Annotated in this window: 23 protein-coding genes; 19 read left to right on the top strand and 4 right to left on the bottom strand. The window is 30.5% G+C overall.

Going from position 1 to position 23,832, the window contains the following annotated elements:
• Nucleotides 1–259: 259 nt before the first annotated feature.
• The 14 genes from L3J35_12545 to L3J35_12480 all read left to right on the top strand — a co-directional run bounded on the left by L3J35_12545 (nt 260) and on the right by L3J35_12480 (nt 14,659).
• A complete protein-coding gene (locus L3J35_12545) occupies nt 260–1,060 on the top strand; it encodes a DUF4143 domain-containing protein (GenBank protein MCF6367016.1) in 801 nt (266 codons plus the stop codon).
• Entirely contained in the window at nt 1,060–2,196 is a 1,137-nt protein-coding gene (gene rffA, locus L3J35_12540) for a dTDP-4-amino-4,6-dideoxygalactose transaminase (protein ID MCF6367015.1), read from the top strand. Before L3J35_12545 ends, rffA begins: the two co-directional genes overlap by 1 nt.
• Nucleotides 2,197–2,199: 3 nt before the next feature.
• Nucleotides 2,200–4,080, top strand: coding sequence for a hypothetical protein (locus L3J35_12535; protein MCF6367014.1), 1,881 nt, complete (start codon nt 2,200–2,202; stop codon nt 4,078–4,080).
• A gap of 178 nt (nt 4,081–4,258) precedes the next feature.
• The gene (locus L3J35_12530) at nt 4,259–5,515 is read left to right on the top strand and encodes a glycosyltransferase (protein ID MCF6367013.1); all 1,257 of its coding nucleotides are present in this window, start codon (nt 4,259–4,261) and stop codon (nt 5,513–5,515) included.
• On the top strand, nt 5,502–6,473 hold the full coding sequence (locus tag L3J35_12525; GenBank protein MCF6367012.1) for an NAD-dependent epimerase/dehydratase family protein: 972 nt from the start codon (nt 5,502–5,504) through the stop codon (nt 6,471–6,473). Before L3J35_12530 ends, L3J35_12525 begins: the two co-directional genes overlap by 14 nt.
• A 56-nt stretch (nt 6,474–6,529) precedes the next feature.
• A complete protein-coding gene (locus L3J35_12520) occupies nt 6,530–6,823 on the top strand; it encodes a hypothetical protein (protein ID MCF6367011.1) in 294 nt (97 codons plus the stop codon).
• Nucleotides 6,778–7,407 (top strand): nucleotidyl transferase AbiEii/AbiGii toxin family protein, encoded by a 630-nt coding sequence (locus L3J35_12515; protein MCF6367010.1) that lies wholly within the window; start codon nt 6,778–6,780, stop codon nt 7,405–7,407. Before L3J35_12520 ends, L3J35_12515 begins: the two co-directional genes overlap by 46 nt.
• A 113-nt stretch (nt 7,408–7,520) precedes the next feature.
• Nucleotides 7,521–8,495, top strand: a complete 975-nt coding sequence (locus L3J35_12510) for a sulfotransferase (GenBank protein MCF6367009.1) — start codon at nt 7,521–7,523, stop codon at nt 8,493–8,495.
• Nucleotides 8,492–9,628: a glycosyltransferase family 4 protein gene (locus L3J35_12505; protein ID MCF6367008.1), complete on the top strand. Its 1,137-nt coding sequence runs from the start codon at nt 8,492–8,494 to the stop codon at nt 9,626–9,628. The genes L3J35_12510 and L3J35_12505 overlap by 4 nt, the downstream gene beginning before the upstream one ends.
• Complete coding sequence (locus tag L3J35_12500; protein MCF6367007.1) at nt 9,625–10,611, top strand: glycosyltransferase family 2 protein; 987 nt, start codon at nt 9,625–9,627, stop codon at nt 10,609–10,611. The genes L3J35_12505 and L3J35_12500 overlap by 4 nt, the downstream gene beginning before the upstream one ends.
• 103 nt (nt 10,612–10,714) lie before the next feature.
• Entirely contained in the window at nt 10,715–11,515 is an 801-nt protein-coding gene (locus L3J35_12495; GenBank protein MCF6367006.1) for a hypothetical protein, read from the top strand.
• A gap of 99 nt (nt 11,516–11,614) precedes the next feature.
• Nucleotides 11,615–13,021 carry a hypothetical protein gene (locus tag L3J35_12490; GenBank protein ID MCF6367005.1) on the top strand — a complete coding sequence of 469 codons (1,407 nt, stop codon included), beginning with the start codon at nt 11,615–11,617 and terminating at the stop codon, nt 13,019–13,021.
• On the top strand, nt 13,021–14,001 hold the full coding sequence (locus tag L3J35_12485) for a glycosyltransferase family 4 protein (GenBank protein ID MCF6367004.1): 981 nt from the start codon (nt 13,021–13,023) through the stop codon (nt 13,999–14,001). Before L3J35_12490 ends, L3J35_12485 begins: the two co-directional genes overlap by 1 nt.
• Before the next feature lies 1 nt (nt 14,002).
• The gene (locus tag L3J35_12480) at nt 14,003–14,659 is read left to right on the top strand and encodes a DUF2461 domain-containing protein (protein MCF6367003.1); all 657 of its coding nucleotides are present in this window, start codon (nt 14,003–14,005) and stop codon (nt 14,657–14,659) included.
• Nucleotides 14,660–14,667: 8 nt separating this feature from the next.
• On the opposite strand, the gene L3J35_12475 is transcribed toward L3J35_12480, so the two are convergent.
• Genes L3J35_12475 through L3J35_12465 form a run of 3 tightly spaced genes read right to left on the bottom strand, consistent with a single transcriptional unit; the run spans nt 14,668 to nt 17,932 of the window.
• On the bottom strand, nt 14,668–15,561 hold the full coding sequence (locus L3J35_12475; GenBank protein MCF6367002.1) for a cytochrome c: 894 nt from the start codon (nt 15,559–15,561) through the stop codon (nt 14,668–14,670).
• A 24-nt stretch (nt 15,562–15,585) separates the two neighbouring features.
• Nucleotides 15,586–16,950, bottom strand: coding sequence for a polysulfide reductase NrfD (nrfD, locus tag L3J35_12470; GenBank protein ID MCF6367001.1), 1,365 nt, complete (start codon nt 16,948–16,950; stop codon nt 15,586–15,588).
• A 25-nt stretch (nt 16,951–16,975) separates the two neighbouring features.
• Entirely contained in the window at nt 16,976–17,932 is a 957-nt protein-coding gene (locus tag L3J35_12465; protein ID MCF6367000.1) for a 4Fe-4S dicluster domain-containing protein, read from the bottom strand.
• Nucleotides 17,933–18,101: 169 nt separating this feature from the next.
• Between L3J35_12465 and L3J35_12460 the strand changes: the two genes are divergently transcribed.
• The 4 genes from L3J35_12460 to mnmE are packed head-to-tail and all read left to right on the top strand — an operon-like array spanning nt 18,102 to nt 22,491.
• Entirely contained in the window at nt 18,102–18,887 is a 786-nt protein-coding gene (locus L3J35_12460) for a DUF4296 domain-containing protein (GenBank protein ID MCF6366999.1), read from the top strand.
• 41 nt (nt 18,888–18,928) lie between these two features.
• The gene (locus tag L3J35_12455; protein ID MCF6366998.1) at nt 18,929–20,125 is read left to right on the top strand and encodes an ATP-dependent 6-phosphofructokinase; all 1,197 of its coding nucleotides are present in this window, start codon (nt 18,929–18,931) and stop codon (nt 20,123–20,125) included.
• A 9-nt stretch (nt 20,126–20,134) separates the two neighbouring features.
• Nucleotides 20,135–21,106: a 6-phosphofructokinase gene (pfkA, locus tag L3J35_12450; protein MCF6366997.1), complete on the top strand. Its 972-nt coding sequence runs from the start codon at nt 20,135–20,137 to the stop codon at nt 21,104–21,106.
• Between the two features lie 8 nt (nt 21,107–21,114).
• A complete protein-coding gene (gene mnmE / locus L3J35_12445) occupies nt 21,115–22,491 on the top strand; it encodes a tRNA uridine-5-carboxymethylaminomethyl(34) synthesis GTPase MnmE (GenBank protein MCF6366996.1) in 1,377 nt (458 codons plus the stop codon).
• A 35-nt stretch (nt 22,492–22,526) separates the two neighbouring features.
• Here the strand turns inward: mnmE and L3J35_12440 are convergent, their stop codons facing one another.
• Nucleotides 22,527–23,285, bottom strand: a complete 759-nt coding sequence (locus L3J35_12440; GenBank protein MCF6366995.1) for a metallophosphoesterase — start codon at nt 23,283–23,285, stop codon at nt 22,527–22,529.
• 183 nt (nt 23,286–23,468) lie between these two features.
• Between L3J35_12440 and L3J35_12435 the strand changes: the two genes are divergently transcribed.
• On the top strand, nt 23,469–23,832 hold a 364-nt coding region (locus tag L3J35_12435; protein ID MCF6366994.1), incomplete at its 3' end, for a hypothetical protein.

The following is a 23,832-nucleotide window of genomic DNA, read 5'->3' as shown; positions in this document are numbered from 1 at the left end:
GAATGGATTGAAAATATCCTACATGGTGTTGCAACAAAATATTTACAAAACTATTTAAACTGGTTTAGGTTTAAGGAAATATATAAGGGAGTTGATATTATCAAGGAAATGATTAATAGTGCTCTTGGACCCGACAGGCTATCTGAAATATCAAAATATTGAAGTTAATTATGCAATGTTTATTAAATCGCAGAATATTTAAACCATAGCCCTCGGAGATTATTCTAATTTATTATCAGGTAGATACATCAGTTCACAAATGTATCCTTTATCTTTATCCGAAATTTTAAATTATTATAACTTTACAGATAATCTTACAATTTTACAAAACAAACCAAAAGTTTTAAATATATTAGAAAACAGCTTAAAACACGGCACATTTCCTGAAATTGTATTAAAAAACAGCGAGCAAATTAAACACGAAATATTAACAAACTACTACGACAGTATCTTAATAAAAGATTGTATCATCAATAAAAATATACGAGACAATAAATCGTTCAAAGAACTCGCATTTTATATATTCAATAATTTATCCGTATTATTTTCATACAACAGCCTGTCAAAAGCAACCGGAATAAACGATTTGTCTGTCAAAGAATATATAAACGCCATGCAAGAGGCATTTTTAATATACGAAATTTCACAATTTTCATTCAAAATAAAAAAACAATTAAAATCGAAACGAAAATTATATACTATTGACAACGGTTTAATAACAGCAACTTCATTAAATTTTTCAGAAAATAAAGGAAAATTGTTTGAGAATTTTGTATTTTCAGAATTACTAAAATATGAGTATAATGATGTATTCTTGTGTAATGAAAATAAAGAGTGCGATTTTATTGTAAAAAAAGGCAAACAATTAATAGCAATTCAAGCTACTTTTGAAGTAAATACAAAAAATAGAGAACGAGAAATAAGCGGATTAATTTATGCTCAAAAGAAAATACCCGTATCAAAATCGTGTATTGTAACCCTTTCGCAATCAGAACAGACAGAACATAACATTGAAATAATACCGATATATGAACTTAAAGAATTATTAAAAAGCTTATAATGAATAATATAACATTCAATAAACCATACCTAACAGGCAAAGAAGCACACTATATTTTTCAAGCCGTATATGAGCATAATCATATATCAGGCAATGGATATTTTACAAAAAAATGCCAAACTTTTTTTGAACAACGCTATGGTTTCAAAAAAACATTGATGACAACAAGCTGCACCGATGCACTTGAAATGTCTGCAATGTTAATTGATTTAAAACAAGGAGATGAAGTTATTATGTCTTCCTATACCTTTGTTTCAACGGCAAATGCTTTTGTAAGGCAAGGAGCAAAAATAATATTTGCCGACAGCGAAAAAAATACACCAAATATTGATGCCGACAAGGTAGAAGAACTTATTACCGAACGAACCAAAGCAATAGTTCCTGTTCATTATGCCGGAATGGCATGCGATATGGATAAGATAATGGCTTTGGCAAAAAAATATAATCTTTTTGTAATTGAAGATGCCGCACAAGCAATTGATAGTTTTTATAAAGGCAAACCGCTTGGCTCAATAGGTCATCTTGGTGCATTTTCTTTTCACGAAACAAAAAACCTGCAATCGGGCGAAGGCGGTTTACTAATTATCAACGATGAACGCTTTTTAAAACGTGCCGAAATTATTTGGGAAAAAGGAACAAACAGGGCTGCATTTTTCAGAGGAGAGGTCGATAAATACGGCTGGGTAGATATTGGCTCTTCATTTTTACCATCAGATATGATTGCCGCATTTTTATATGCCCAATTAGAAAACCTAGACAACATCCAAAATAAAAGAAAGCAAATCTGGCAACAATACTATAAGTTATTAAAACCTCTTGAAGGAAAAGGCTTAATACAACTTCCGCAAATTCCTGATTACGCAAGTAACAATGCACATATGTTTTACATTGTTTGCAATAGTCTCGAAGAGCGAACGAATTTGCTTGCATATTTAAAAGAAAACGGTATTTTTGCTGTTTTTCATTATCTTTCGCTTCATAAATCAGAATTTTATAAAGAAATTCACGGAAATAGGGAACTGAAAATGTCTGATTATTACGAAAACAGACTTTTGAGATTGCCTTTTTTCTTTGAATTGTCAAATGAAAATGTGGAAATAATTACAAATAAGATTCAATTGTTTTATAGGGTATAAAATATGAATTTCATAGGTATCACTATACTATTCGCAGTTAATTCTGGCTTATTAATGCTTTTTGCATTAATTGGACATTTGATTTTTTCTTTATTTAATAATAAGGAAAAAGTTAGAAGAAAAAACATTGGTTACGAAATTATTTTTGGTTTTTTTGTTGCCATAATAGTTTATTCTTTTGTTAAAGCAGGATATAAAACAATTAATATCTTATTCATTGAATTAGCTATTTTATATCTTTTTTTACAACGAAAATCATTTAGCTTAAAATCAATTGAAATAAAATCTTTTATTCCGAAAATTAAATATATTTTGCCATATATTTTTATCTTGTTTTTATTTAGTTTATTTCAGTGGTTGAAAGAATATGACGGAGGCAATATTCATCTGTATTATCGTGATTATAACTATTACGTTTCGGTTGCAGAAACCTTTAACAGCTTTAATAATGAGGCTTGCAATCTATGGTATACTATATTTAATGAAGGGAGCGAAAGCATCAAAATACCATATCATAATTTTGATATTTGGGTAAACTCCTTTTTATTGAATTTTTCAAATATCCCCTCTGTCTTTGTTTTTGTATATCAGTTTATCCCGCTAGTTGCGGTATTGAGTGCAGTATCTTTTAGTCAAATGTTTATTAATGTTTTTAAACAAAAGAACTTTAAAAGTGTAATTTTTGCATCTTTGTTGATTGTTTTGGGGGGTATTCTGCCTTTTAAAGGGGGATTCAGCACAAATGTTTTTTTCTATCCTAAATTTATTGCTGCTTTTCTGTTGTTTCCTTTTGTTGCAATTTCATTATACAAGAAGGACTATGTTTTATTAGTTTTATTGGCTTGTGTTACTGTCATTCTTCATCCTGTATATATTTTTACTGTTTTTGGAGCTTTGGGAATATTCTTTTTGTTTCTTTTTATCAAAGAGCGAAAAAAACAATATATTGGAATGATAATAGTTCTTATTATATTTTTGCTGATATATTTTTTATATTACAATATTTGGGGTGGCGAAAAAGATGTTGGTTTATCTTTTGATAATTATTTCACAAAATCATATTTTTCAACTTTTTTGAAAAAAATGTTTGTAGATTATTTATTCAGATTGCCAATTTATTATTTTTCATTAACAGTTGCTTTTTTGATGTTTATTTTCTCGAAACGTCTTAAAATATTATTTTCTGCTCCTGTAATAGTTTTTCTTTTAATTTCATTATTAGGAATAATTTTTACTTCCGGAATAATAAACAGAGAATCCTTTGCGATTGTTACTTCTGTTCTGAATACATCTCTATTAATTATTTCTGTTATTGTTTTAGGTAAAGTTTTTAATTCTTTACAAGCAAAAAAGAATTTATATAATAATTATATAATCATTTTTGCTGTTTTTTTACAAGTGATTTTTTCATGGCTCTATACATTTAATAATACTGAATTTAGAGAAATATCAATATCAAAGCCCTTTTACAATAAAATTAAAAAAAATGATTTAAGTGAATTAGGTTGTTATTTTGTTGCAGAAGGGAGATTTTTAAACTCGACGTTTGGTAATCCGCATGTTCCGATAATTGGTGGAATAAACCATATTATACAAAGAAATACATATCTGGTTTCTCTTTCTGTTTATAATAAAAGGAATGATAAAAATATTCAACAAATAATTAAAAATACACCGTTTTATAGGTTTGTAGAAGTTCAAAAAAATAACAATCAATTTGAAAATTTGGAAAAATCCCAAGTAGAGTTTATAAAAAAATATCATATCAATTTTGCTGTTTTTGAAGCAGATTGTCCTTACCCGGAATGTTTGAAATCTTTTAATTGTGTGAGTATTAGTGATAGTTTGTCAGGTATAACATTTGTCTATATAAAAAACCATTGAAAAATTGGACAAAAATACTGAAATCGTCGCTACTTTTTTGGGTAAAATACAAAAATAGTCGGGTTATTTTCAACAAAATTGAGAACATTTCACAATCTTTTAAAGTAAATTTGCAACTTAATACCCTGCAAAATAATATACATTATATACCGGCTTACTTAACAGAAAAAATATTAAATTGAAGAAAATATTCATCATAGCACCACATTTTCCGCCATCGGCACTGCCGCCTTCGCAGCGAGTAAGGTTGATGGTAAAGCATCTGAAAAGTTTAGGCTGGTATCCACATGTATTTACTACCGAAGCAAAATACAGAGAAGAAAAAGAAGATGCCTGGATGACCGAACTTGCAGGAAACGATTTTGATTTAACAGTTGTAAAGGCGCTGAATCAAAAAAAGACAAGAAAATTCGGTATCGGAGATTTGGGCTTGCGAATGATACCTTACCTTTTGCCTGCAATAAAAAAAGCAGCTAAAAAAGAGAAGCCTGATTTTATACTTTACCCTGTTCCGCCCTGGTATATTCTGCTTATTGCTCCTCGCATAAAGCGAAAAACAGGCATCCCTTACGGGATTGATTTTATTGACCCTTGGTTTGTGGGGGATATCCCGAAAGATGCAAATTTTAAAAAAAGAATTTCTCAAAAAATAGCTCGAAAATTTGAGAAAAAAGCAGTTTTAGAAGCAGCCATTATTTATTCTGTTTCCGAAGGAATAAATAATAATTTAGAATCAAGATATTACATCGAAAATAAACCGCTTCTCGCAATACCTTATGGTGTAGAACCCTCAGATTTTTACTTAAAAGCTCAAAAGAGCATTTCTGATAAAGTAATTTTTAGATATATCGGTGCTGTATGGAACAATGCTTACCTTGTTTTAGAGCCCCTATTAAAATCATTATCTGAAATAGAAAAAGATACGCCGTTAGAAATAGGGTTTTTCGGAACTTCTTATGCGGGAGAGGGACTTGCAAAACAACAGACATTTAAGTGGATTGAAAAATTCGGTATGCAAAGCTATATGACAGAAAATCCTTTACGTGTTTCGTATAAAAAAGCGGTAGAACTAACATTGTCCGCAGATATTATTTTACTTTTCGGAGGAATGCAACCCTATTACGCCGCATCAAAACTTATGGGGCTTATAGCATCGGGTAAACCATTTATTGCATTTTTGCACAATGATTCTTTTCCGGCTAAATTTCTCAAACAGCTTAATTATAAATATATCGTAACATATTCTCAAAAAGAACTTCCTGAAACGAAATTATCGGAGTTGAAAAATAAAATTACAGATTTAATAAATCAAAAAGATAAGTTTGTTAAATTTGACCTCTCAAATCCATTAATTCAAAAGCATACTGCACTTGGTATGACAAAAGAATTTGTTAAACCTGTTGAAAACTTACTCAAAAAAAATGATAAACCATAAAGAAAAAATAAAAAATAAAAAAGTTCTGGTTACCGGAGGTGCCGGCTTTGTAGGTCATAATTTAGTTAAAACCCTTGTAAATGATTATAACTGCGAAGTAATCGTAGTTGATGATTTGTCTAACAGTTCAGAAGCAATGCTTTCGGAGGTTGCCGATAAAATTGAATTTCATAAAATAAGTGTTTGCGATAAAGAAAAGTTATTTCCGCTGTTTAAAAATGTAAACTATATTTTTCATCTTGCCTGCAAGCAAATTTCATCATCAGGATTAGAACCTAATATACATTTGCGAATAAATGCAGAAAGCACTTTAAATATGCTTGAATATATCCGTCATAATAATTTGCCTGATTTAAAACGATTTATTTATACCGGTTCTACTTCAATATACGGAAGTTCAGTTAAATTACCTGTAAATGAAAACGACCGAATAGATGTTTTAAGTAATTATGCTGCCACAAAACTGCTTGGGGAAAACTACACATCTATGTATTGCAGGAATTACGATATTCCGGCTTCCGTTGTCAGATATTCAAATGTTTACGGATACGGACAAACACCGCGAAACTTATACGCTGGCGTTCTTGGCAAATTTGTTCATAATGCACTCGTGGGAGAAACATTGAAAATATTTGGCGACGGCGAACAAACTCGTGACTACACTTTTATTACAGATGCAGTTGATGCAACAATTCTTGCAGCAGTTCACCCAAGAGCTTACGGCGATATTTTTAACATTGGAACAACTGTTGAAACTTCTGTTAAAAAATTAGTTGAAATTATTTCAAAAAATATTGAAAACGTAACAGTTGAAAATGTTCCCGAACGCGATATCGACAATATTAGAAGACGCTCAATCGGAATATCAAAAATACACAAAAATCTTGGCTGGTCGCCAAAATTTGGTATTGAAAGGGGTATAAAAGAAACAATTGATTGGTATAAAACAATTTTGTAGTGAAAAAACTCGCAATAATCATAACTCACAATACAGTTTTCTAAAATCTAAATAAAATGCTTTCAATTAACCTACCCGAACAGTTGTTTTGGGATATAAATATTAACACTTTTGATGAGAATAAAAACAAACGTTTAATTATCGAACGTGTTTTTACACTGGGTGATATAGCTCATGTAAAAGAGCTTATAAAATATTACGGTATAGAAATAATAAAACAAGAGATTGTAAATGTAGGTTTTTTAGATAAAAAAACATTATCTTGGTTAAGTCTTTTTTTAGAGATTCCAAAAAATAAATTCAAATGCTATACAAAAATACAATCGAATCAAATACACTGGAATTATTAATTGAATTGCAAAAAGAAGAAACATTAAAAAATTTTCATCTTGTAGGCGGAACAGCTCTTGCATTACAATTGGGGCATCGCAGGTCAATAGATTTAGACTTTTTTTCGCAAGAAGGTTTTGCCCTTAATGAAATGTTAGAATTTCTTGAAGAAAAATATGAATTTAGATTGAATTATTCTTCAAAAAACACATTAAAAGGAAGTATTAAAGGAATAAAAATAGATATTTTAACACATAAATATGCGCTTGTTAATCCTCCAATTTTTACCGAAAATATAAATTTATTGTCGGTAGAAGATATTGCGGCAATGAAATTAAATGCAATTACAGGAAACGGAACACGTTCAAAAGATGTTATTGATGTCTATTTTATTCTCAAACAATTTTCAATAAAAGATATATTATCTTTTTATGCAATAAAATATAATTCTCGTAATAATTTGCATGTAATCAAAAGTTTAAATTATTTTGAAGAAATAAATATTTCAGATTGGCCAGAAATGATACTTGAGAAGGAACTGGAATTAACGAAAGTGAAAAATACAATTCAGAAACAGATAAAAGAATTTTCAGATAATTTATAAAATAATATTTTTTACTGTGAAAAAACTCGCAACAATCATAACACACCCCATACAATATTATTCGCCGTTGTTTAAACTTTTGGGTGAGAAATATTTATAAATAAATTACATTAATGAAAAGTAAATACTTAATAAAGATTAAAGATATTTTTAATTTCTACCTTTTTCTGATAAGAAAAAAACGGAAAAAACGAGTAAAAATCATTTCTGTTTTCTCATCTCCTCGTGGAGGCTCAACTTGGCTTACCGATATATTAAACAAAGAAAATAAAGCAATTATTGTATGGGAACCCCTTTTCAAATACAAACAAAGGGATTTTTCTTTTATAAACCCTTTTGCTTATCCAGAACTAGAAAATGTTGGTTTTGATTGGAATCAATATATTCCTGAAAATGCAAAATGGAAAGATGCCCAACTCTTTTTTAATAAACTTTTTTCTCAAAAAATAATTAATATAAAATTGTTCCGATTTAACAACTTTAAAGCAATTAAGAATTATGATTTATATATTTATAAATTCTGTTTTGGTAATTTAATGTTACCGTGGTTAGTGAATAATTTTGAAATCAACTCAATTCTTTTGGTTCGGCATCCGTGTGCTGTTGTCGCATCTCAATTAAAACGGGGTTTTAGTTTTAAGAAAGAGTTTATTCCGAGACTTTTTGAAGGGAAACATAAAGAAATCTATATTAAATATAGAGAACAATTTGAAAAAATTACAACAAAAGAAGAATATTTATCTGCTATTTGGGCTATTACAAATTTATACCCGATTAAACATAAATATAATAATAAAAAATGGTTGACTATTTCTTATGAGAGTTTATTGCTATATCCTCAAAAAGAACTAACACGTCTGTCAGAGTGGATTGGTACAGATATTATAAAAAATTATTCATATATTTTTAAACCAAGTTTTACAACTGATGAGAAATCTAATTTTTCAAAAGAAAAACAAATATCCAAATGGAAAGATTATTTGTCGCAAGAACAAGTCTATCTAATTTTAAGGACAATTGAAAATTTTAATGTTGATTTTTATACCGAAGATACCGAGCCAAATTATAACATTTTGTATAACAAATGAAAAAACTCGCAATAATAATAACTCACCCTATACAGTATTATTCACCACTGTTCAAACTTTTATCAGAAAGAAATAAAATTCATATAAAAGTTTTTTACACTTGGGAGCAGTCGCAAGAAAAAGTATATGATAAAAAGTTCGGCAAAGAAATAAAATGGGATATTCCTCTTTTGGAGGGATATGACTATACTTTTGTGAAAAATATTTCAAAAAAACCAAATTCCGGCAGTTATAAGGGCGTAATAAATCCGACATTAAATAAAGAAATTGAAGAATGGCAAGCCGATGCAATTCTTGTTTTCGGGTGGAATCATCATTCTCATTTTAAGGCAATGCGATATTTTAAAGGTAAAATCCTCGTTTATTTCAGAGGAGATTCAACATTGATTGATGAGGAGAAAGATTATAAGACTATCTTACGAAGAGTTTGGTTAAAGTTTGTTTACAGATATATTGATTTTGCCTTTTATGTAGGAATAAACAATAAAAAATATTTTTCAAAGCATGGCTTAAAAGAAAATCAACTTATTTTTGCTCCGCATGCCATTGATAATGAGCGATTTTTTGATAAAGACAACAAAAAAATTCAAAAAGCAAATAATTGGCGAGAAAAATTAAATATAAAAAAAGAAGACATAGTTTTTCTTTTTGTCGGTAAATTTGAAAAAAAGAAAACTCCGCTTTTACTAATTGAAAGTGCAAAGGAATTTCCTCAATATAAGTTTTTATTAGTCGGGAGCGGAAATTTAGAAACAGAAATGAAAAATAAAGCCGGAGAAAATGTAATATTTTTACCGTTTCAAAATCAATCTCAAATGCCGGTTATTTACCGACTTTGTAATGTTTTTGTGTTGCCGTCACAAGGTCCGGGCGAAACATGGGGGCTTGCAATAAATGAGGCAATGGCTTGCGGTAAAGCAATATTAGTTTCCGATAAAGTAGGCTGTGCTGTTGATTTAGTTAAGAATAATGAAAATGGATTTATTTTTAAATCGCGAAATATTGATGATTTGAAAGAAAAAATAAAACTGTTTGAAAATAATTATTCTAATTTTGGAAAAAAATCAAAAGAAATGATTAACAAGTGGAGTTTTGAAAAAATTACAAAAGCAATAGAACAAGAAATTATATGAATAAAGCTATTAAAATATCAGTTATACTCCCCGTTTATAATGGAATGGAATACCTTGAAGAATCTGTAAATTCGGTTCTTAATCAGGATATGGACGATTATGAATTTCTGATTTGTGATGATCGCTCTTCTGATAAAAGTTTTGAGTTTTTATCAAAATATAAAAACAATAAAATACAACTGTTTAAAAGCGACCGAAATAAAGGGCTTTTCCCGACTTTAAATTTTTTAATAAAAAAAGCTAAATCTCCGTTAATTCATCTTTGGGCACAAGACGATATAATGCTTCCTTTTTGTCTTTCTGAAGCTGTTAATTTTTTTGAAACGAACCCAAAAATCAGTTTCATGTTTTCAAGACTTCAAAACATTGATAAAAATAACAATATAATTAATACACCACACACTTTTAAAGACAGAGTTATTTCAACACATGAACATGCTGTTCGTTCAATTTCATACGGGAGTATGCCGGGAAATATTTCAAATGTTGTTTTGAATAAAAAATATGTTGAAAAAGTCGGTTTCTTTAATGAAACTATGATATACGCCGGAGATTTTGATTTATGGTGTCGTTTATCAAAAGTAGCACAGGTTGGAGAACTTGGTAAAATTTTAACACGGATAAGAACTCACAAAGGTCAATTAAGTAGGAATATTAATGTTGCTTTGTATAAATTAAAAGAAAATTATACTGTATATGAATGTTTCCTTTCTGTTTTTGACGATGATTATAAAAAGAGAGCAAAAAAAGTATTAAAATGGAGACATTATTACATATATTTTAACCAATTTTTGACTCTTTTATTTACAAGAAAATTTCAACTGTCAAGAAAATATTTTTCTATCCTAGTAAAATATGACAATTTCTTTTTACTATTTTTTAGATGGTTTGTTGTCCGAATTTTGATGCTATTTAAAAAAGAACATCAATTTTATGCAAAAATAAGAAAGGGGTTTATTGATGAATATTTATACCATGAATAGTAAATTTTTTTGTATTTACTATACTCCTAAACATATTTTATAGTTTTAAAAACAGAAAATTAATTTTATAATAAATATTAATAACTAAATTTCAATATAAAAGATGGCAAAAGTATTGGCAATAGCCGGAATGCACCGGTCAGGAACAAGTTTAACTGCAAATTGGCTTCATAATTGCGGATTAAATATGGGGCAAAATCTTATGAAGCCGGCTTTTGCTAATAAAAAAGGTCATTTTGAAGATTGGGAAATTGTAAATATACATGAAACTGACTTACGAGAAAAAGGATTACATACCACAGGACTAAGAACTAAAAACCGGCAAATTTTTTTATTATCTGACATGTCTGAAAAAAAATTGTTAGGATATATTAAAAAAAGAAGTGTCGAAAAACAATGGGCATGGAAAGAGCCTAGAGGAACACTATATTTAGAAAGTTGGAAAAAAAACATTCTAAAAATGAGATGTTTAGCTGTATATAGACCATATAATGAAGTTGTAAATTCTCTGGTAAGAAGAACACACTACACTATTTTTAAAACTAAAATATTTCGTTTTAAAAATAGATTGTTATTACAAGCTATTTATCCTTTGTATATTAGACGAGAAATAAATAATTATGCTATATCATGGATTAAATATAATCAGTCTATTTTAAATTACAAAAAAAAATACCCGAAAGATTGTCTTTTGTTTAGCATAAATGATATAAAAAATAAAAATGCCGAGGTTTTTAAGATTATTCAAGATTGGTATAACTTTGATTTAACCTACTATAACTTTTATGAAATATATGACAAAAAATTGTTTAATGATACTGTAAACACATTTAGTTATTCTAATAAATTATTAAATATGCTAAAATCTACTAGTAACGAATTAGAACAAGAGTGTATAATTTAACAGAAACAATATGCTTCAAGATAATTTTAAACAAATTTTGAATATCGTAAAATCAGAGTTGGATAATGCTGAAAAACATAAAAAAAATTAGTTAAATTAATGAAAAACAGCAAGATACCAAGTGCACTATATATAATTTCTGCTATTTTCATAATAATTTCTGCATTTAGTGATTATTTTGGACAAATATCTGCGGGATTTATTTTATTGATAATAATCTTTAAATTCTTTTGGCGAGAAGGCACGCCTCCGATTATTATTGCCGGTGTAGGTTTTCAATGGCTCTCAATAACTATAGGCTACATATACCTTAGTATTGCTGATGCAAACATGATAGATTTGCTATGGAGACCAGATTATTCATTAGAGAATATAGATAAAACTTATTGGCTAAGTCTTCTTGGACTGCTGTTTTTTGCTCTTGGCCTAAAACTTGCGATATATAATATTAAAAAACGAATAACACCAATTAAATTATTACAAAATTATAATACAACAAACGTTATAATTATATATGCTTTATTTACGGTATTTTCAGGAATATTCTTTGCTTTTATCAGGTTTAAAATTCCGGGAATAGCACAGCCCGTAAATATACTTTCTTACTTTAAGTGGTCGCTGCTGTTTATAATGCTCTACCTCTCAATTAAAAAGAATGAAAAATTATTGTTAGTTTCAATTATTTTAGGCTTTGAAGTATTAACAGGTTTTACAGGATATTTTTCTGAATTTAAAGAAATATTAATTCTGCTGCCGGTAATTTACCTAACTTTCAATAAAATTAAAGGAACAAAACAAATACTTTTTATAACCTTTTTTGCTGTTCTTTTATTCAATATCGGTGCTGTATGGAGTTATGTAAAGGGTGAATACAGAATGTTTTTGTCAGGAGGAGAACGTGCACAAACTGTTACTGTTTCAAAAAGTGAGGCATTAGATAGATTATTAGAATTAACAACAGAATTAACCCTTGAAACATATAAAGTGGGGCTGGAATCTATGGTTAAAAGAATCTTCTTTTTAGAATACTTTTCTGCAACAGTGAATTATATTCCAAAACAACAGTCTTATATGGACGGCGAAAACTGGAACAATGCAATAAAGCATGTTTTAATGCCTCGCATACTTTTTTCGAACAAAAAAGCTATTGACGACTCCGAACAAACAATGAAACTTACGGGCATTCAGCTTGCTGGAACAAAACAAGGAACATCTATAAGTGTCGGATATATGGCTCAGGCTTACGCTGATTATGGCTCTTTTTACATGATGATAGCAATATTTATACTCGGACTTATTACAGGGTTAATGTATAAATATTTTGTAAATTACTCTAAAAACCCTATGTGGGGTTATGCTTTAATTTTCCCCATGTATTTTTTAATTAATATTAACGGCAAAAACATTACAAAAATTTCGGGTAATTTATTTATGTATTTCTTAGTATTTTACCTTATTGTAAGATTTATTCTTCCCCGTATTGATAAATTTATCAGAATAAAATAATGAAAATATCCTATTTCTTCCGAAAACCTTCTGATTCTTTCCACAGCATCGAAGAACAGTTCTTTGCCTTGCAAAAAGAATTGCCAAAAGATATAGAATACAAAAATATTTTTGCAAAATACCCAAGCAAAGGTTTTTTTAAACGGCTTTTTATTACAATACAATCTGCTTTTCATCAAGGAGACGTTAATCATATAACCGGCGATATTCATTTTGCGGCTTTATTTCTAAAAAAGAAAAAAACAATACTTACCGTGCATGATATCGGCTCTGTTTTGAATAAATCCGGGATTAAAAATAAAATTCTTCGATTTTTTTGGTTTACAATGCCGTTTGCTCGTGTAAAATACATAACGGTAATTTCCGAATTTACAAAAAATGAAATTTTACAACACTTCAAAATTAAACCTGAAAAAATTATAGTTATACCGGATTGTGTTTCCCCCGAAATTAAATTTTCCGAAAAACAATTTAATTCAGAGAAGCCTAATATTTTACAAATAGGAACAAAACCGAATAAAAACCTACCGAATTTAATAAAAGCTCTTGACGGAATTACATGTAAACTTACAATAATCGGTAAATTATCCGGTGAGCAAATAAAACTTCTTTCAAAACATAATGTTGATTATGAAAATAAATATAACTTAAACTACTCTGAGATTGTTAAGGCTTACAAAAATGCAGATATTATAACTTTTATTTCAACCTATGAAGGTTTCGGAGTTCCGATATTAGAGGCACAAGCAACCGGTCGTCCTTTAATAACAAGCGATTTGTTGCCGATGAAAGAGGTTGCGGGAGAAGGTGCATTATTAGTAAACCCTTATAATGTTTCCGAAATAAAACTTGCTCTGGAAAAGCTAATTTCAAACGCCAATTACAGAACTGAGATAATTGAAAACGGTATCAATAATGTAAAAAAATATTCTGCAAAATCTGTAGCAGAAAGATATTACCTGCTTTATAAAAAAAATTAGTATGCAAACAATCCTAAATTTTCTCACACAACTAAAAGCCAACAATAACAGAGAATGGTTTCAAGAAAACAAAACATTATACGAAGATGCAAAAAGTACTTTTGAAGAATTTGTTAATGTTTTAATTTTAAAAATTAAAGAGTTTGATTCGTTTATTGATGTAAATTCTGCCAAAGAATGTATATTCAGAATATACAGAGATGTTCGATTTTCAAAAAATAAAGAACCTTATAAACCAAACTTCGGAGCATATATTTCAAAAGGAGGAAGAAAAAGTGAGTTTGCCGGTTACTATATTCATACTGAGCCTAATGCATCATTTGCCGGAGGCGGAATATATTGTCCGCAAGCAACTGTGCTAAGGACTGTGAGAGAAGATATTTTTGATAACCCGAATACTGTAAAAGAAATTATTCATGACAAAAGCTTCAATAAGACTTTTCCGAAAATGTACGGCGAAAAGCTGAAAACCGCTCCGAGAGGTTTCCCGAAAGATTTTTCTGACATTGATTTGCTGAACTATAAAAGTTATACCGTAATAAAAGAGCTGACAAATAAAGAACTGTTATCAAATAATTTTTTCAATCATTTAATTTCAATTTTTAAAACTCAAAAACCGTTTAATGATTATTTGAATAAGGTTATTTCGGAAATATAACTTATTTATTATTGCCCTGCTTTCTTAATTCTCCTTATTTGAAAAACAACATAAAATATTGTAAGCCAAACACCTCCGGTTACAAACAAATACGACAATAATAACCACATAGGAACCCTGTTGTTAGGTCCCCATAAGGAACGCTCCAAAACCGGATTTTTATAGTGTAGCGGCTTTGCCCAATTTAATTCAACTGACTTTATTTTTGTTCCGTATGTATCCGGGTCTGCAAAGTCTGCAAAAACAACAACTTTACCGTCTTTATCTCCGGCAATATCATCCGGAAAGCTTAACACCGCAGTTCCGACTTGATTTGTTGAAACTGCATCTCCTATTTGAAGATTCCCGAAAACACGTTTTACATAAAAATTAATACCTATATCTTTTGCAGCAATCGAGTCTCCTTTATCATTTACGGTAACTACATTTGCAAAAACCTTAGAGGCTGATTCGTCTGTTTTTAAAATAAAATCTGCATTTATTGTTTTAGGCTTTTCTCCTGTTACTTTAAAATCTTTATCAAAGCTTTTCACATAAAAAACAATATTCCATTTGTCTTCTTCTTCAAATCTGTCTTTAAAAGACGGCATTATTCCCATTCCTGTATTAAACTGATAATACATTTGACCCGCATTATGTTTTGTCTGGTATTCTTCTGCCCCCAAGTCAGTTGCATTTATGCCGGCATTGTTGTTTCCTTTTCCGGGTGTTCCGTGGCAAGGCAAACAATCTTTTGCAAAAATAGCCTTACCTATATTTATTGCCTCATAGGTAGCTGCCGGAGTTTTCATGTTCTTTGCATCGTCAGGTATATTCCATTGTGCATTTAAAGATGAAGAAAGCACAAAAAGAATAAATACGGATATTGCGATTTTTTTTGATTGTATAAGATGTTTCATCATTTTTTCAATTAAACAGAATAATAATTATATGTTTTTGCCTTCAGCAAATTTATTCATTTCATCATTTGTGATACCTTCTTCATGTGCTGTTTCCCATATAGGCATCACAGGGAATAGTTTGGCAAGTATCGTTATTATCAGAACCGCACCTGCAACAGCCATCATTGTAATAGTCCATTCAAAAGCAGTAGGCCAATATGTTGAAAATTCTTCCGGTACATTTTGTATCGGCAAATGCGGATGCAGTAATGTAGGAATTGTAATTAAATAACGTTTGAAGAATGCACCTATAACTACAACAATGCCGATTATTAATGAAGGTACAGGCTTTCTCATTTTTTTAAACAATAATAATATTGTCGGTATTATTAATCCCCCCAACTGAACTGTCCAAAACATTAATGCAAATTTACCGGTAAATAAACCCATTAAATGAGGCTCGTCTTCCAGTTTCATTTTATAAGCAGGTACTAAATATTCGTTAATGTTAAAATACAAATAAACAAGCATCAGCATAACAAGTAGTTTCCCCATTTTGTCAAAATGAAGATTTGTTATATATTCTTTAAGTCTGAAATTTCTGCTGAAAACGAACATTGCAATTATAACTGCTGCTCCTCCTGCAACAAATGCTCCCGAAACATAATACGGTCCGAAAATTGTTGAATCCCAACCGACTCTCAAAGTTGCAGCAAACAGCCATGATGTAACGGTGTGAATAGCAAGAGCAACCGGAATTATAAGAATTGCCATAATTCTGATTAGTCGTTTTATCAGTTTATATTGCTCAGGTTTTCCTTTGAATCCGAATGAGAGAACTTTATATATTTTTTGTTTCCATTTTGGTTGATCATTCATTGTTTTTTTTAAGAAAGGAATATCCGGAATTAGAGGAAGCAAATACAACAAGATGCTTATTGCAACATAAGTTGTTACAACTGTTATATCCCAAACTATCGGTGATTGCAAGCGACCGTGTAAAAAAATGTTAAGAACTCTGTCGGGGCGTCCCATATCGAAAATTATGATTAAACCTGCCCACATTGCAAAACCTAAAGCTATCATTTCTGCTATTCTGCTTATAGGTGTTATCCACTTAACGCCTATTAATCCGAGCACTGCACTAATTAACATTCCTACTAATGCTGTTGCAATGAAAAATATAAAAGAGGAAATATATAACCCCCAAGAAACATAATCTCTCATTGCCGTTACTCCTAATCCGTCTCTTAATTGAAGAATATATGCAAATAAGCCGATTCCCATTACTGTTAATAAAAACAGAATCCAAGGTGTGAAACCGTAATGGTTTTTTATTGGTCTTGTCAGGTCAGAAACAATTTTATTTAAAGACTTTTTTTGTCCTTCTTTTTGTTTTATTTCAGACATATTAATTATTTTTAAGTTACTTTATTTAATGTTCTTCTTTTTTTATTTCGGTACTTCCTTCATAAGTAAACGGAACCAAGCGATCTTTTTCCGGTAGATAATAAACCCTCGGTTTAGTTCCTAATTCCGGAAGCAAAACGTATGCAGCATTATCTTTTATAAGCTTTTTAAAATTGACGGTTTCTTTTGTTGTTCCGTTAGTTACTGCATTTTCATTTTCATCGCCGAACCAATATACTCCGTTAGGGCATGCTGTTACACAATAAGGCAATTTTTCATCTCTCAATAAGTCTGCACTGAACAAGCATTTAGAAACAGTTCCCTTTTTTTGCGGTACATTTAGTTCAACATCGTATTCAACATTTTTATATTTTTCTGCATCTTTTGGTTCTGTCCAGTTAAAAATTCTTGCAGAATATGGGCATGCTGCGATACAAAAACGGCAACCGATACATCTTTCATTATTAATTAACACTAATCCGTCTTGTCTTCTGAATGTTGCATCAACAGGGCAAACTTTTGTACACGGAGGATTATCGCAGTGTTGGCAAGGCTTAGGCATAAAAAACGGAGCAGTCTCTCCGCCTCTGTCCATTCGCAGAACATTAACGTGGTGTTGCTCCGGTTTTAATTGATGTGCATTTTGGCAGGCTGCCATACATAAACGTGCATTTTTACATTTACTTAAGTCAATTACTTTTATCCATTTTCTTCCGGGTATGCCCTCTCTGCCTTCTTTTTGCATCTGATCCTCTTCTCGTATGTTTCTCTCTTTAACCTGACTTTTAGGAACAGATAAAACTTTCATGTCAGAACCTAAAACATATATTGTATCTTCATTTTGTGCAAAAGCATTAAATGAGCCGACAACACCTCCCGCAAGGACAGTTCCTGCTCCTGCAAGAAGTCCTTTTTTTAGAAAATCACGACGTGAAGTTGACTTTTTTTCACTGCTTTTTTCGGGATGTTTTTTTTCTTTCATATGATTTTGTTATTAATTATGTTTATTGCAAAATTTAAATTTTGTTTCCAAAAATAGAAAAAAAGATTAAAATATCTTTATCATGCCTGCTTAGAATAATTCTAAATTATATTTACTTTTGAAAATAGGAAAAATATTGCTTATTTCGATACTTTAAAAAATATTTATAATGTATAGATTTGCTTTACTTATTATTGCTGTAACTTTTATTTTAAGTTGCTCAGAGTCAGAAGAGATAAAAAGAACAGAAATACTTAATGATGACGTGTTTTTAAGTTTGTTAATTGATTTGCATAAAGCAGAAGGCATAATTACAGCATCAAATATTAAGTTAAACAGAAGTTTGAAAGATTCAATAAGTATTTATAACTATGTTTTAAAAAAACATAATATATCAAGGCAAGATTTTAATAAAACAGTAAAATATTACACATTTCATACAAATAAGTTTTTGGTTATTTATGATTCTGTCAGCTCATCTCTTAAATCAACTAATAAAGAGTTGGAACAGGAAATTGAAAATGAAATAAAAAGAAAAAAAGAAGAAAACCTGAAAAATAAAGATACTTTAAATTTATGGAAACTTAAAAAAGAATGGAAACTGCCTGAAGACGGAGAGAAAAATCCGATACCGTATAAAATTCTTTTAAAAAAACACGGACAATATAAACTTCAGGCAAATATAAAAATATTTCCGGATGATAAATCTGTTAACCAAAGAATGACTATCATAGCTAACTATACAGACGGAACAAAAGATTTAAACTCCGTAGGAACTATGGTTAAAGACGGAAAGTTTGAAGTTTATTCCGTAACTGTCACAACTGATAAGAACAAGGTATTAGAATCAATATCCGGATGGGTTTTAGACCACAGCAAAAAAACAGCAAAAAAACATGCACATATAAAAGAAATAAGCTTAAAATATATTAAAAAAGATTCAAACAATAAATAAACAAAATTTTAACTTTGCATAATTAATAATTAATAAAAAAAATGGCAACAAAAAGTAAAGGTACAATTGCAATTTTAACCGGAGGCGGAGATGTTCCGGGTTTGAACCCTGCAATCAGAGCAATTACAATCAGAGCAATTCGAGAAGGTTATAAAGTAATCGGGCTAAGAAGAGGTTGGGCAGGAATTGTTGAAATGGTACAAGATAAAAAGTTTGATAACAGTAATAATTTCATTGAACTTTCTGAAAATATTGTTAACAGAGCAGGAAGAACCGGAGGAACTTTTCTTCACAGCTCAAGAACTCGACCAAGCCACCTTCCGAAAATAAATGTGCCGGAACATTTAACAGATAAATATAAAGAAGAAATTAACGATTTAACCCCGATAGTTATTGATAATTTAAATTATCTCGGTGTAGATTATTTGATTCCGATAGGCGGTGATGATACCCTAAGTTACGGTGTGCGTTTATATAAAGAGGGGTTTAAAGTAGTTGCAATTCCCAAAACAATGGATAACGATGTTCCGGGTACAGATTATTGCATAGGGTTCAGTACTTGTGTTACAAGAACAATAAATATGACAAATACTCTTCGTACTTCAGCAGGTTCGCATGAACGTTTATTGGTTCTTGAAGTATTCGGAAGATATGCAGGATATACAGCAATGCTGCCTACAATGGCAGGTGCCGCAAACAGATGTGTAATTCCGGAATATAAATTTGAAATAGAAAACTTAACAGAGTTGCTTGTAAAAGACAGGTATAAAAATCCGAGTAATTATTCAGTTGTATTAGTTTCGGAAGGTGCAATGTTTAAAGGCGGAGAGATGGTTTTTAAAGATGCCGAAAAAGATCAATTCGGGCATGCAAAACTCGGAGGAATAGGCGAAATGGTTTCTGAAAAATTAAAAGAACTTTCTCCGAAGTTTAATAACGGAAAACGTATAAATGTAATAAATCAAAAATTAGGATATCTGGTAAGAGGAGGAGACCCCGATGCTATCGACTCAATTGTTCCGATGGCATACGGAAATTTAGCTTTAGATTTAATTTTAAAAGGCTTACACGGAAGACTCGTAGTGTTAAAAAACGGAAGATATGATAACGTGCCTATTGATGTTGTTACCAGCCAATCAAAAATTGTAAAAATTGATAAATTTTATAATACAGAACGTTTAAGGCCTCATTATAAAAGTTTTGAAATGAATCCTTTATTTATTATGACAAGTGATTAAAAAAGAAATATGAAAAAGATAAAAAGAATAGCAGTTTTTACATCCGGAGGAGATTCTCCGGGAATGAATGCGGCTGTGAGAGCAGTCGTAAGAACAGCACTGTATTATAAGCTCGAAGTTTACGGTATTAACAGAGGTTATAAAGGAATGATTGATGATGATTTTATTAAACTGAAATCAAAAACAGTCAGAGATATTATTCACAGAGGCGGTACTATTTTGCGTACGGCAAGAAGTGATGAGTTCAGAACTGTTGAAGGCAGAAAAAAAGCTTATGATAACCTACTTAAACATAAAATTGATGCCGTTGTTGTTATCGGAGGCGACGGAAGTTTTAAAGGTGCAGGTATTTTTTCGCAAGAATATGATATTCCGTTCGTAGGAATGCCCGGAACAATTGATAACGATATGTTCGGAACTGATTATACTATCGGATTTGACACCGCTTTAAACACAGTTACGGAAACAATTGATAAAATAAAAGATACGGCACATTCGCACGACAGAACTTTTTTTGTAGAAGTAATGGGGCGTGATGCAGGATTTATTGCACTGAAAGCAGGAATAGCAACCGGTGCTGAAATGGTATTGATTCCGGAAGTTGAAGGACAGGAGGAAAAATTAGAAGAATTTCTTTCAAAAACAGAAAAAACATCAAATATTATTATCGTAGCAGAGGGCAATAATATCGGCGGTGCAGCTGAGGTTGCAAAAACATTCGGAAAAAAATATAAAGATCACGGTGTCAGGGTTAATGTTCTGGGACACATGCAAAGAGGAGGCTCACCTACTGCATTTGACAGGTATTTGGCAAGCAGAATGGGTGTTGAGGCTGTTGATGCTTTAATGGATAATCAAAGAAGTATTATGGTCGGATATACAAATCATGAAGTTGTGCATGTGCCTTTTAATAAAACAATTAAGGGCAAAAGAGATATCGGAGAAGAGTTGCTTCGAGTTAATGAAATATTATCTAAATAAAACTGCTTATGCCGATTGACGATACAATAGCAGCAATTGCAACATCGCCCGGAAGCGGTGCAATTGCTGTTATTCGGTTATCCGGCAATGATGCCTTTAAAATTGTTGATTCTCTTTTCTTCAATAAACATAATAAGAAACTTGCAAACCAAGATGCATATACAATCAGTTATGGTTATGTAAAAGATAATGAAGAACTTATAGATGAGGTTTTAATAAGCATTTTTAAAGCACCGCATTCATATACAGGAGAAAATTCAGTTGAAATATCTTGTCACGGTTCAATTTATATTCAGCAAAAAATCCTTAATTTACTGATTAAAAAAGGAGCAAGAACTGCAAACCCCGGTGAATTTACACAAAGAGCATTTCTTAACGGAAAACTTGATCTTTCGCAAGCCGAAGCAGTAGCAGATTTAATTGCTTCCGAATCAAAATCGGCACATAAAGTAGCAATACAGCAAATGAGGGGAGGTTTTAAATATGAACTTCAAGAACTTCGTTCTCAACTTTTAAATTTTATTTCTTTAATAGAACTTGAATTAGATTTTAGTGAAGAAGATGTTGAATTTGCAGACCGCTCTCAATTAAATGAACTTGTTAATAAAATAAAAACAAAGACTTTCGAGCTAATTAAATCCTTTGAATACGGAAATGTTATTAAAAACGGTGTTCCTGTCGCAATTGTGGGAGAGCCGAACGTAGGCAAATCAACTTTGCTTAATGCACTGTTGAACGAAGACAAAGCAATTGTTTCGGATATTGCGGGTACAACTCGAGATGCCGTTGAGGACATTATTTCAATTAACGGAATTTTATTTAGGTTTATAGATACAGCAGGAATAAGAAAAACAGAAGACACAATTGAAAATCTCGGAATTAAACGCACAATGCAAAAGATTGAGAATGCGGAAATTATTCTTTATATGGTTGATGCAAATGATGCTGATGCCTGCAATAAATTATCAGATATTTCAAAAAAAACAAAAGATAAAAAATTGATTGTTGTTATAAATAAGATTGACAAAATAAAATCTGTTTCCGAAAAACAAATTATTGATTGCAATGATTTTCAAATCGTAAGAATTTCTGCAAAAAACAAAGAAAATATTTCCTTATTAACGGATTATTTATCGGATGCCGTTCAATTTTCAAATATTGATAAAACCGGAACAATTATAACAAACACAAGGCATTTAGAACTTCTGCAAAATGCTTATGATGCAACATTGCGTGTTGAAAACGGGTTGACATCCGGATTGTCGGGAGATTTTATTGCTCAGGACATTCGTGAAACCTTAAACTATATCGGCGGTATAACAGGGGAGTATTCTGACAATGAGATACTTAATAACATTTTTGCTAATTTCTGTATCGGGAAATAGATTGCGAAAAATTTGGATTAAAACATAGAAGATTACTAAATCTCAAAATATTTTCCGGTATCAAACTTGTCAATTTTCTCATATTCTACATAGCCCAACTGATTTGTAAGCATTTTTGTTTTTCCTATTTTAAACTCAGGCATATTTTCATGATGATGCCCGAATATCCAACAATCAATATCGGAGTTTTCAATAAAATCAAACAACTCAACAGCAAAAGCATCATTTAAAATATCTCCTTTATATTGCTTCGGATAATTTAATAAAGTAGGAACATGGTGAGTTGCAACAATTGTATGTTTTGAGCTGTTATCAGCCAGTTCCTTTTTAATAAATTCTAAACTCTCTTCATGCAACTTATTGTACCGTGGAGCAGAAAACTTTGCTCCGTAATATTTTATTACATGAAAATCACTCAACCCTCTTTCAATTTGCCAATGATATGCAGATCTTATATTAGTCCATAAAGTTGAAAATATAAATTTCACATTATCATGAATTACCGATACATTATTAACCAAAAAGACATTTTTCCTGATTTCCTCATTAAAAACTGTTCCTTTATCGGCAATATCGAAATGATAATATTCGTGGTTTCCCGGAATCCAGTATGTAAACTTGAAATTATCGGAAACAAAATCAAAAAATGCTTTATGTTTACCTGATTCTTTAAACGGAGCAATATCTCCTGCTAATATCAAAATATCGCCTTTTATTTGTAAAGGATTATTTTTCAGAAATTCTTTATTATACGGAAATTCCAAATGTAAATCTGAACAATATTGTATTTTCATATTAATTCCTTTTTTTGCATACAAATATATTACATTTCATTTTTACAAAAAGCTTTATGCAAAAGAAACTATTTTTCAAATTCAATTTTGGTAATTCCTATCTGAAAAAAACACATTATTTATAGAAAAAAGGTTTTAATTTTCTAATTTTACATTCAAAATTAAAACATTCAAGCCCAAATCATGTCCTTATTCCAAAAATCAGTAACTAACAAATATCTTAAAAATCTTGATAAGGAAAAAGTAAGCAAAGCTTATGAGAATTTTCAAAAGTTTTACGGTGATAAGTTGCGATTGCATAACATCATGCAACTGAAAGAAGAAAACTATCAAGAAGGATTTTTGCGTGAAATATTTGTTGAAACATTGGGATATACGATTAATCTGGATAATGATTTTAACCTTACAACAGAATTTAAAAATCTTAATGATGCAAGAAAAGCTGATGGTGCAATTCTTGATACAAGGGGACATGTCCCCTTGGCTATCGGTGTAATAGAACTTAAATCTACAAAAACCAAGCATCTTGAAAGCATAAAAGAACAGG

The sequence above is a fragment of the Bacteroidales bacterium genome, from assembly GCA_021648725.1.
In the GTDB taxonomy this organism is placed as follows: domain Bacteria; phylum Bacteroidota; class Bacteroidia; order Bacteroidales; family JAADGE01; genus JAADGE01.
This window is presented reverse-complemented; position numbering and strand designations above follow the sequence as displayed.